Origin of the sequence: Micrococcus sp. MS-ASIII-49 (assembly GCF_000946635.1) — a bacterium.
Lineage (GTDB): Bacteria > Actinomycetota > Actinomycetes > Actinomycetales > Micrococcaceae > Micrococcus > Micrococcus luteus.
The window spans coordinates 1-10,972 of record NZ_JXSP01000042.1 but is presented as its reverse complement, the minus strand read 5'-3'; the positions used below and the strand labels follow the sequence as shown (position 1 = coordinate 10,972).

The window sequence follows — 10,972 nt, the reverse complement described above, 5'->3', positions numbered from 1 at the left end:
CCGCTCCCCACACGAAGGGCCCCCCCCCCCCGGGGGGGCCCCCCCCCCCCCTACTGCAAGGAGCAACAGCCGGGCCGTGCCCTCGGCCGCGCACCCGGACCTGACCGACCGCGTCCGCGCGGGCCTGGCCGCCGCGGCGGAGACCCACGCCGGTCCCGCCGACCCGGCCCTGCTCGAGGTGGCGCTCGCCGCGCCCGTCCGGCGCCGCGCCCGCGACTCGAGCGAGGACCTCGTGGGCCGCCTGCTGGACATCGTGGGGCTGGCCAACCGGGCCGGTGGGGTGGACCGGGCGGAGCTGCGCGCGCGTCTCGGGGTCACCGACGAGCGCCTCGACGCCGACCTCGAGACGCTGCGCTACTGCGGCATGCCCGAGCGCGACTTCCCCGGCTTCCAGTTCGAGGTGGCGGAGGTGGCCGGCCGCGTCCACGTGGAGCGCGCCGCCGACCTGGCCGGTCCCGTGCGGCTGACGCGCCCCGAGGCGCACAGCCTCGTGGCCGCCCTGCAGACGGTCGCGGACCTGCCGGTGCTGGACGAGGCCGACCGCGAGGCCGCTCGCTCCGCCCAGCGCCGGATCCGCGCCGCGGTCCTGGACGCGGGGGCCCCGGATGCGGACGACGCGGACGACGCCGCCCTCCGGGAGGCCGAGGCGCACACCGCCGGCGAGCCCCCGGTCGCCGTCGCCGCCCACTGGGACGTGGCCGTGGACCCCGCGACGGTGCGCACCCTGCTGGCCGCCGTGGCGGAGCGGGCCGTCGTGCACCTGACCTACCGCTCCGTGCATGCCGATGCCCTCACCGAGCGGGACGTGGAGCCGCTGGCCCTGGTGCAGGACGGGGCGCGCCTCTACCTGCAGGCGTGGTGCCGTCGCGCCGAGGACCACCGGGTGTTCCGGGTGGACCGGATCAGCGCGCCCGCACCCACGGGGGAGACGTTCGCGCCCCGGGCTCGGCCCGCGCGCTGGCGGGTCCATCCCGACGACGCCGCGGGGGTGCCGGTGCTGCTGCGCTGGGCCCATCCCGTCCGCGACGCGGCCGCCGGCTACCGCCCGGACGCCCAGGCCGACCTGCCCGACGGCGACCGGCTCACCCGGGTGCATCTGACCGACGCCGCCGTGGCGGCCGCGCTGGTCGGACGCCACGGCGGCGCCGTCGAGGTGCTGGCCCCCGCCGACCTCCGGACGTCCGTGGCGGACGCGCTGGGCGATGCCCTCGCGGCCCTGCCGGCGCGGTAGCCTGGACCCCGGAACCCCATCGAAAGGACCCTTCATCATGGCTGGACTCCAGGGCTGGCAGCTCGTCATCATCATCCTGCTCGCGATCCTGCTCTTCGCGGCGCCGAAGCTGCCCGCGATGGCCCGCAACCTCGGCCAGTCGATGCGCATCTTCTCCTCCGAGGTGAAGCAGATGCGCACCGAGGGCAAGGGCACCACGGACGAGCGCTCCGGCGCCGGTTCCACCGCCGCGGACGAGCCGGTCGAGGGCCGCGTCGTCGAGCGTGACGAGACCGACCCGCGCGACCCGCGCTGAGCCGGAAGGACCCCCACCCGATGACCGAGGTCGACGAGGTCGCCCGCCGCACCCGGCGCCGCCGGAAGCGGCGGGACAACCCCACCGGCGAGATGCCGCTGCGCGAGCACCTCACGGAGCTGCGCAACCGACTGCTGAAGTCGGCGCTCGCCGTCGCGGTCGGCATGGTGATCGGCTTCCTCGTCTACCAGCCGGTCATGGCGGAGCTGTTCCGCCCGGTCAAGGAGATCGCCAGCCAGGGACACACGGCGGCCGTCGCCTATGACACGGTGGCCTCGCCGTTCGACCTCATGCTCAAGGTCAGCATGTTCATCGGGCTCATCCTGTCCAGCCCGGTCTGGCTCTACCAGATCTGGGCATTCATCGTGCCGGGTCTGAAGAAGGCCGAGAAGAAGTACGCCCTGGGCTTCATCGCCGCGGCCGTGCCCCTGTTCATCTTCGGCATCGCGCTGGGGTGGCTCGTGATGCCGCAGGCCGTCCAGTTCTTCGTGGGCTTCACTCCCGAGGGCGGCGCGAACCTCCCGACGGCGTCGGTGTACATCAGCTTCGTCACGCGTCTCTACCTCGCGTTCGGCGTGGCCATGGTCCTGCCGGTGCTGCTGGTGGGACTGAACATGCTCGGCATCCTGCCGGGCCGCACGATCGTCCACCACTGGCGCATCACCGTCTTCGTGATCATGCTGATCGCCGCGATCGCCGCCCCCGGTGCGGACGCCATCTCCATGTTCTACATGGCGATCCCGCTCGTCGTCCTCTTCGGCGTGGCCATCGTCCTGTGCCTGTGGGGGGACCGTCGTCGTGACCGCCGCTCGGGGCAGCGCGAGGTGGACGTCGAGGCGGAGCTCGCCGAAGGCCCGAAGCCGCTCGATCAGATCTGAGCGTCGTACGCGGCGGCCCTCCCGCCCGGACGCACGACCACGACGGCGTCCGGACCCGCCAGTAGGGTGGGGCCATGGCCCACCATCCCGCGTCCGCGACCCCGCACGACGAACCCGAGCTGAGCCCGGCGGGGCGCTACGCCCGTGCCCGGGCGGCCCGGCACCATGCCGGCTCCGAGCTCGGCCGGTTCGCCGCACGCGTGGGCTTCCCCCTCGACGACTTCCAGCGCCGCGCGTGCGCCGAGGTCGAGGACGGCCACGGCGTCCTCGTCGCGGCGCCCACCGGTGCCGGCAAGACGGTGGTCGGCGAGTTCGCCGTCCACCTGGCCCTGGCCCGCGGCACGAAGGCGTTCTACACCACCCCCATCAAGGCCCTCAGCAACCAGAAGCACGCGGACCTCGCCCGCGTGCACGGCGCGGAGAACGTCGGCCTGCTCACGGGGGACACCTCCGTCAATCCGGACGCGCCCGTCGTCGTGATGACCACCGAGGTGCTGCGCAACATGCTGTACGCGCAGTCGGACACCCTCATCGACCTCGGCTTCGTCGTCATGGACGAGGTCCACTACCTCGCCGACCGGTTCCGGGGACCGGTGTGGGAGGAGGTCATCATCCACCTGCCCGAGCACGTGCAGCTGATCTCCCTGTCCGCCACGGTGTCCAACGCCGAGGAGTTCGGCGCCTGGCTCGACACGGTCCGGGGCGCCACCACCGTGATCGTCTCGGAACACCGGCCGGTGCCGCTGTGGCAGCACATCATGGCCGGGGGCCGGCTCTACGACCTGTTCGCCGAGGACATCGCCTTCGAGGACGCCGCGGACCGGGACGGGGAGGCCCTGCTCAACCCCGAGCTCAAGCGCCTGGGGGAGGAGGCCGAGCGCCGGTTCCAGCGCGCCGACTGGGGGCGCCCCGGGCGGCAGCAGCACCGCGACGGGCGCGGGGGCGGCACGAAGGGGCGGGCCAGGGGCGGCCGGCACACGGGTCGCGACGGCGGCCGGGGCCGGACCGGCTCGTCCGCACTGGACCGGGAGCGGCCGGTCTCCGGTCGGCCGGGCGGTCACGACGGCGGCCCGCGGCGCGGACCGCGGCTGTCCACGTCGCGTCCGGAGATGATCCGGGTCCTCGACCGCGACGGGCTGCTGCCATGCATCACCTTCATCTTCTCCCGGACCGGCTGCGACGCCGCCGTGGAGCAGTGCCTGCGGGCCGGGCTCGACCTCACCACGGCGCGGGAGAAGGCGCTCGTGGCCGAGCGGGTCGAGGAGGCGGCGCGCCTGCTGCCCGTCGAGGACCTGGAGATCCTCGGGTTCTGGGCGTGGCGGGACGGCCTGTCCCGGGGCTTCGCGGCCCACCACGCCGGCATGCTGCCCCCGTTCAAGGAGGCCGTCGAGGACCTGTTCACCGCCGGCGCGCTCAAGGCCGTGTTCGCCACGGAGACCCTCGCCCTCGGCATCAACATGCCGGCCCGCTCCGTGGTGATCGAGAAGCTGGTCAAGTTCAACGGCGAGAACCACGTCGACATCACGCCGGGGGAGTACACCCAGCTGACGGGCCGGGCGGGCCGCCGCGGCATCGACGTCGAGGGCCACGCCGTGGTGATGTGGCGTCCCGGGCTGGACCCGGCCGCCGTCGCGCGCCTGGCCTCGCGCCGCACGTACCCGCTGCGCTCCTCGTTCCGGCCCACCTACAACATGTCCGCTAATCTGCTGGCGCAGGTCGGCGCGGAGCAGGCGCGGGGCATCCTCGAGTCCTCGTTCGCCCAGTTCCAGGCGGACCGCTCCGTGGTGGGCCTGGCCCGCGAGCTCCGTTCGAAGCAGGCCAGCCTCGAGAAGTACGAGGAGGCCATGCAGTGTCACCTCGGCGACTTCGCCGAGTACCTCACCCTGCGCAAGGAGCTCGCGGCCGCGGAGAAGTCCGGCTCGCAGGGACGCCGTCGAGCCCACCTGGCCGCCGTGAAGGACTCGCTCGCGAACCTCGCGGTCGGGGACGTCGTCGAGCTCGATGCCGGCCGCTCACTCGGCCGGGCCGTCGTCGTGTTCCCCGCCGGCAACCCCCAGAATCCGCGCGTCGGCGTCGTCACGGACAAGGCGCAGCTGCGCCGCATCACGGTGGACGACGTCGCCGGGCCGGTCGAGCCGGTGGCAGGCGCCGCCCTGCCCCAGGTGGTGCAGGTGAAGACGCCCGCGCAGCGCAAGGACGTCGCCGCGCTCATGCGCGAGGCCGTGCGCACGGGCCGCCCGCCCGCCGGAGGCCGCAGCACGGCGGGCTTCCGCCTCCGGGAGGACCCGGCCGCGCCCCGGGTCGAGGAGCTGCGCCGGGCGCTGCGCCGCCACCCGTGCCACGGCTGCCAGGACCGCGAGGAGCACGCCCGCTGGGGCGACCGCTGGTGGGCCATGCGGCGGGAGGTCTCCGTCCTGAGGGAGCGCATCGCGGGCCGCACCAACACCATCGCCCGCACGTTCGACCGCGTGGTCGGTCTGCTGCGCGCCTACGGCTACGTGCAGGAGGACGCGCCCTCACCCCGTGCGGCGCTCACGGAGCGCGGCGGGGCCCTGCGCCGGATCTACGGCGAGCGGGACCTGTTCACCTCGCTGGTGCTGCAGGATCCGGCCATGGACGGCCTGACGCCGGAGGAGTGGGCCGCCGTCGCCGCGCTGCTCGTGTACCAGGGCAAGGGGGAGACCGAGCCCGGACTGGTCCCGATGCCGACCCCCCGGCTCGCGCGCGTCGCGGAGGCCGCCGAGCGCATCGAGGAGCGCCTGCGCACGGACGAGGCCCAGGCCCGGCTCGAGCCGACGCCCCGGACGGACCCCGGGCTGGTGGCACCCATGCACCGCTGGGTGCGGGGCGCCACCCTGCGCCGCACCCTTGACGGCGCGGACCTCGCCGCGGGCGACTTCGTCCGCTGGGCGCGGCAGGTCATCGACGTGCTGGGCCAGCTGGCCAACGTCCCCGGGGACACCCGTCGCAGCCGTGCCTGCCGCCGGGCCGCGGACCTCGTCTCCCGCGGCGTCGTGGCCACCTCGCTGCCGGCGGCCTCGGCGCCGCGCGCGGACGAGGACTGACACGGGCTAGGGTGGGCGGGTGAGCGCACACCTGTTGACCCGCGGCATCATCCACTCGACGACGGACCCGTACGCACAGGCGCTGCTGGTCCGGGACGGGATGATCGCCTGGCTCGGCGCGGACGACTCCGCGGACCGCGTGGCCGACCCGGGTGACGAACGGCGGGACCTCGACGGCGCCGTCGTCGTGCCCGTGTTCGTCGAGCCGCTGGCCCGGCCCGCGGACGCGCGGGACGCGCTGAGCCGCGGCACCGCCGTCGTGACGGTCCTGGCCGGGCCCGAGGACACGGGCGCCGCGCCCGCCGACGAGGACGTCCAGACCGTCGTCTACCGGCACGCCGACCGCGTGGACGCCGAGGCGGCCGGGGTGTGGCTGCCCGTCGGGACCGACACCGACCCCGCCACGCTCACCGGCCTCCTGACGGCCTCGACCCAGGCGGGGGAGCAGGCCTACCTCGTCCCCGACGGCGGTGCGGACGCCGGGCCCGCCGCCCAGGACGTGGCCCTGACCGCCCTGCGCTCGGTCGCGGAGGAACTCGGCACCGCCGCCCTGGGCCGCGTGCGCCATCGGCTCGTGGTCACCCACCCGGTCACCGCCGAGGACCGCGCCTTCCTGGCCGCCGCCGGGGTCAGCGCCACCGTCGTCCCCGACGCGGACGGCGTGCTGCACGCCCCCGTGGCGAGCCTGCTGGCCGACGCCGTCACCGTGTGCCTGGGCGCCGGCCCGGCCGGGGACCCGTGGGCCGCCGTCCGGTCGGCGCTGTCCCACCCCGACCCGGACGAGCGCATCTCCGCCCGCTCCGCCTTCGCCGCCGCGACCCGCACCCCGCTGCGCGCGCTGCCCGACGCTCCGGCGGCACGCCTGTCCGTCGCCCCGCGCCTGAGCGTGTCGGCCCCGGCCGTGTTCGGCGTCTGGGACGCCGACGCGGTCGCTGTGCAGTCGCCGGACGGCCGGGTGGCGGCGTGGAGCACGGACACCCGGGCCGGCACGCCGCTGCTGCCGGCCCTCGACGCCGAGACCGCCCTGCCCCGCTGGCGGGCCACCTGGGTGGACGGCCGGATCGCCGCGGAGGACGTGGCCCGCGACGCTCACGACGCCGCGACGCCGGCCTGAGACCTCCGCTTCCTATACTCGAACGGATGCGATGGCCCGTCCGACCGGCGGGCCGCCCCCACGACCCCGGCCGGAAGGCGAGAACCGCACATGCGCGTGCTGACCATCATCCCCACGTACAACGAGATCGAGTCGCTGCCGCTGACCCTCGGCCGACTCCGTGACGCCGTCCCGGAGTCCGACGTTCTCGTGGTGGACGACGCCTCCCCGGACGGCACCGGCGACTGGGCCGACGCCCGCGCCGCCGAGGACCCCTCCGTGCACGTGCTGCACCGCACCACCAAGGACGGCCTGGGCGGCGCCTACATCGCCGGGTTCCGCTGGGGCCTGGAGCGCGGCTACGACGTCCTGGTCGAGATGGACGCGGACGGCTCGCACCAGCCCGAGCAGCTGCCGCGCCTGCTGGAGGCCGTCCGCACCGCGGACCTGGTGATCGGCTCGCGCCGCGTGCCGGGCGGCAAGATGGTGAACTGGCCGACCTCCCGCAAGATGATCTCGTGGGCCGGCTCCCTGTACCCGCGGATCATGCTCGGCCTCAACCTGACGGACATCACGGCGGGCTACCGCGCCTACCGGGCCGACACGCTCCGTGCGATCGACCTGGACGCGATCGAGTCCAAGGGCTACGGGTTCCAGGTGGACATGACCTTCCGCACGGCCCGGCTCGGCAAGCGGATCGTCGAGGTCCCGATCACGTTCGTGGAGCGTGAGCTCGGCGAGTCCAAGATGAGCGGCGGCATCATCGGCGAGGCCGTGGTCAACGTGACCCGCTGGGGCCTGGCTGCGCGCTGGGAGGGCCTGCGCGCCCGCCTCGGCCTCTGAGGCGCACAGCCCCCGAACGACGACGGGGCCGGATCCATGGCGGATCCGGCCCCGTCGTGCATGGGGGAGCGGCGGGTCAGGCGTCGACGTCCTCGCCGCGGCTGGCGCGCAGCTTGTTGAGCTGGATCTTGTAGGTCTCCTCCAGCTCGTCGAGGCTGCGGCGCTCGCGCAGCATGTCCCAGTGGGTGCGCACGGGCTTGCCCTCGGTCTCAGCCGGCTTCTCGCCGCTGACGAGGAACGCCTCCTTGCCGGTCTTCGAGGTCCAGGTGGCCGGCACGTCTGCCTCCACGGAGAAGGTCACGAACACCTGCTCGCCGTCCTCCGTGCGGTACTCCACCCGCTGCCGGGCGGCGGGCTCGACGCCGGCCTCGGACTCCAGGGACTGCGCGCCCAGGCGCATGCCCCGCAGGCTGCGATCGCTCACGTTTCCTCCTCGTCAGGCCGCGCCGAGGCCCGCGCGGGGGCGCGGGCCGATCGAGGCGCGGCGGGTCGTCCTCACTGATGGAACCATTCAGTGTCCCACAGCATTCCCGTCGGCCTCGCCGGCCGGGCGGGTGCCGGGGGTGCGGCCGGCCGACGGGTCGGGCTCAATCTCCTGCGGCGTGGCCAGGGCCTCGTCGAGCGAGGTCTGCGGCATGTCCTCCGCCGTCACCGCGCCGGCGGTCATCGCGTCCATGACGCCGCTGGCGCGCAGGGCGTCCGCGGTGGTGGGGCGGGACCCACGCGGCCGACGCGCGCGCTCCGGGGTGACGCCGACGTGCTCGGCGCCCGGCTCGCCCGCGCGGTCCCCGGAGTCCCGACGCCGGGGTGCGCGCTCCGGGGTGGGGCGGTCGCCGTCGCCGGGGGCGAACGCCTCACCGAGGCCCTGCAGGGCGCGGGTGAGCTCGGCGGGGACCACGAACATGGTGGTGGCCTGGCCGTCGGCGATCTTGGGCAGGGACTGCAGGTACTGGTAGGCCAGGACCTCGGAGTCGGCGCCGCCGGAGTGGATGGCGTCGAAGACCACCTCGATCGCCTCGGCCTCGGCGTTGGCGCGCAGCACGCGTGCCTGAGCCTCGCCCTCGGCGGAGAGGATCTGGGACTGGCGCTCGCCCTCGGCCGTGAGGATGGCGGCCTGCTTCGTGCCCTCGGCGGTGAGGATGGCGGCGCGGCGGTCGCGCTCGGCGCGCATCTGCTTCTCCATCGAGTCCTGGATGGACATGGGCGGGTCGATGGCCTTGAGCTCCACCCGCGAGACCCGCAGGCCCCAGCGCGTGGTGGCGTCGTCCAGCACGCCGCGCAGCTGGGAGTTGATGGAGTCGCGAGAGGTCAGCGCCTCCTCGAGGTTCATGCCGCCCACGACGTTGCGCAGGGTGGTGGTGGTGAGCTGCTCCACCGCGTGGATGTAGTTGGCGATCTCATAGGTCGCGGCCTTGGCGTCCGTGACCTGGAAGTAGACGACCGTGTCGATGGAGACGACGAGGTTGTCCTCGGTGATCACCGGCTGGGGCGGGAAGGAGACGACCTGCTCGCGCATGTCCACCATCGGGAGCATGCGGTCCACGAACGGGATGATCAGGGTCAGCCCGGCGCTGGCCGTGCGGTTGTACTTGCCGAGGCGTTCGATGTTGGCCGTCCGCGCCTGCGGGATGATCTTGACCGAGGAGGCCACGATCACCGCCGCGAGGACGGCGAGGACGACGAGGACGATGAGGGTTTCCATCGGGGTCCCTTCTTCTGGGGTCGGTGCGGTCGGAACGAGGACGTGGGGCGGCTCAGGCGCCGTCCGCCTCCCAGTCGATGCGGGGGAGCGGGCGGACCACCAGGGTGGCCCCGTCGATGCGCAGGACGGTCACCTCGTCGCCGGGGGCGACCTCGGGCGCCCCGGGCTCGACGCGGGCGGACCAGGTGTCGCCGTCGACGGCGAGCGTGCCGGCGTCGCCGGTGATCGCGCCCTGGGCCGCGACGCGACGCCCCGGGAGCGTGTCCAGGTAGGAGGCGCCGGCGCCGGTGTCCTTGCGCAGGTGGCGCAGGGCGACGGGGCGCACGGCGGCGAGCATCAGCAGGGCGACGGCGGCGAACGCCGCGAGCTGGAGCGCCAGCGGGCCGCCCACGAGCGCGACCACCCCCGCCGCGCCGGCCCCGGCGGCGATCATCAGGAAGACGAGGTCGAGGGTCAGCAGCTCGACGCCGGCCAGGCCGGCGGCCAGCACCAGCCACAGCCAGCCCGCGTTCGCCTCGATCCACTCCATGCGTGCGCTCCCCTCCGTGTCGGGTGCGCGGACGGGTCTGCCGCGCGTCGACGTGTGATCCCCATCCTGCCCTACGCAGTGGCTTTGGACACAGCGTGTCCCCAGGCGGTCCTGGAAGTCGGGAGCTACCGCCCGGTAATGTGAGCTGCATGACATCTTCACCCGTCGCGGTCTCGCCCCTGCTCCAGCCGATCACCCTGGGCCCCCTCACGCTGCCCAACCGGGTGGTCATGGCCTCGATGCACATGGGACTGGAGGACCGGCACGACGACCTGCCGCAGCTGGCGGCGTTCTACGCGGAGCGGGCACGCGGCGGCGTCGGACTCATCGTCACCGGCGGCCTGGGCGTCGTCCCCGAGGGCACGGTGACGCTGGGCGGGGGGATGCTCGCCAGCGAGGAGGACGCGCGCGCCCATCGCGTCGTCACGGACGCCGTCCACGCCGCCGGGGGCAGGATCCTCGCCCAGCTGCTGCACGCGGGACGCTACGCCCCCAGCCCCGACCTGGTCTCGGCCTCCGCGGTGCGAGCGCCGATCTCGCGGCACACGCCCCGGGAGATGACGGCCGCGGACATCGAGCGGACCGTGAACGCGTTCGCACGCGCGGCCACGTTGGCCCTGGAGGCCGGATACGACGGCGTGGAGATCATGGCCTCGGAGGGCTACCTCCTCAACCAGTTCCTCGCCCCGGCGACGAACCGACGCGCGGACGAGTACGGGGGCGACGCCGAGCGCCGACGCCGGTTCCCGGCGGCGGTGGTCGCGGCCGTGCGCGAGGCGCTGGGGGAGCGCGGCGTGCTCTCGGTGCGCACCTCGGCGGCGGACCTGGTCCCCGACGGGCAGACGCGCGCGGAGATCGCGGACACCGCCCGGGCCTTCGAGGCCGCCGGAGCGGACGTCCTGATGACCGGCATCGGGTGGCACGAGTCCCGCGTGCCGACCATCGTGACCTCCGTGCCGCGCGCCGCGTTCCTCGCCGCCTCGGCTGACCTGACCGCCGCCGTCGACATCCCCGTGATCGCCTCCAACCGGCTCACCACCCCCGCCGAGGCGGAGGAGGCGCTGACGTCCGGGGCCGCCGCGCTCGTCGGGCTGGCCCGGCCCCTGCTGGCGGACCCCGAGTGGATGGCCGCGATCAGCGACCCGCGCGCTCGGACCCTGACCCCGTGCATCGCCTGCAACCAGGCCTGCCTCGACCACGTGTTCACCGGGGCCAAGGTCTCGTGCCTGATGAACCCCCGCGCCGGGCGGGAGACGGAGCCGGAGTACGCCGCGCCCGTCCCGGTGGCCCTGGGCCGCCGGCGCCGGATCGCCGTGGTCGGTGCCGGGCCGGCGGG

Annotated in this window: 10 protein-coding genes; 7 read left to right on the top strand and 3 right to left on the bottom strand. The window is 74.6% G+C overall.

Annotated elements, in window-relative coordinates; genetic code table 11:
- Positions 1-76 precede the first annotated feature (76 nt).
- The 6 genes from SJ20_RS03070 to SJ20_RS03045 all read left to right on the top strand — a co-directional run bounded on the left by SJ20_RS03070 (position 77) and on the right by SJ20_RS03045 (position 7,405).
- Positions 77-1,231 carry a YafY family protein gene (locus SJ20_RS03070; protein ID WP_235281241.1) on the top strand — a complete coding sequence of 385 codons (1,155 nt, stop codon included), beginning with the start codon at positions 77-79 and terminating at the stop codon, positions 1,229-1,231.
- Between the two features lie 37 nt (positions 1,232-1,268).
- The gene (locus SJ20_RS03065) at positions 1,269-1,526 is read left to right on the top strand and encodes a twin-arginine translocase TatA/TatE family subunit (RefSeq protein ID WP_002855080.1); all 258 of its coding nucleotides are present in this window, start codon (positions 1,269-1,271) and stop codon (positions 1,524-1,526) included.
- A 20-nt stretch (positions 1,527-1,546) separates the two neighbouring features.
- On the top strand, positions 1,547-2,404 hold the full coding sequence (gene tatC, locus SJ20_RS03060; protein WP_041103787.1) for a twin-arginine translocase subunit TatC: 858 nt from the start codon (positions 1,547-1,549) through the stop codon (positions 2,402-2,404).
- Between the two features lie 74 nt (positions 2,405-2,478).
- Positions 2,479-5,469: an RNA helicase gene (locus SJ20_RS03055; protein WP_041103785.1), complete on the top strand. Its 2,991-nt coding sequence runs from the start codon at positions 2,479-2,481 to the stop codon at positions 5,467-5,469.
- Between the two features lie 19 nt (positions 5,470-5,488).
- A complete protein-coding gene (locus SJ20_RS03050) occupies positions 5,489-6,583 on the top strand; it encodes a hypothetical protein (RefSeq protein WP_041103783.1) in 1,095 nt (364 codons plus the stop codon).
- Between the two features lie 90 nt (positions 6,584-6,673).
- Positions 6,674-7,405, top strand: a complete 732-nt coding sequence (locus SJ20_RS03045; RefSeq protein ID WP_036315073.1) for a polyprenol monophosphomannose synthase — start codon at positions 6,674-6,676, stop codon at positions 7,403-7,405.
- A gap of 76 nt (positions 7,406-7,481) precedes the next feature.
- On the opposite strand, the gene SJ20_RS03040 is transcribed toward SJ20_RS03045, so the two are convergent.
- The 3 genes from SJ20_RS03040 to SJ20_RS03030 all read right to left on the bottom strand — a co-directional run bounded on the left by SJ20_RS03040 (position 7,482) and on the right by SJ20_RS03030 (position 9,636).
- Entirely contained in the window at positions 7,482-7,829 is a 348-nt protein-coding gene (locus tag SJ20_RS03040) for an RNA polymerase-binding protein RbpA (protein WP_080772566.1), read from the bottom strand.
- 87 nt (positions 7,830-7,916) lie between these two features.
- Positions 7,917-9,107, bottom strand: coding sequence for an SPFH domain-containing protein (locus SJ20_RS03035; protein WP_044658913.1), 1,191 nt, complete (start codon positions 9,105-9,107; stop codon positions 7,917-7,919).
- Between the two features lie 52 nt (positions 9,108-9,159).
- Positions 9,160-9,636, bottom strand: coding sequence for an NfeD family protein (locus SJ20_RS03030; protein ID WP_020624804.1), 477 nt, complete (start codon positions 9,634-9,636; stop codon positions 9,160-9,162).
- Positions 9,637-9,785: 149 nt separating this feature from the next.
- Between SJ20_RS03030 and SJ20_RS03025 the strand changes: the two genes are divergently transcribed.
- Positions 9,786-10,972: 2,4-dienoyl-CoA reductase FMN-binding domain-containing protein (locus SJ20_RS03025; protein WP_044658912.1), on the top strand; the 1,187-nt coding region annotated here is incomplete at its 3' end.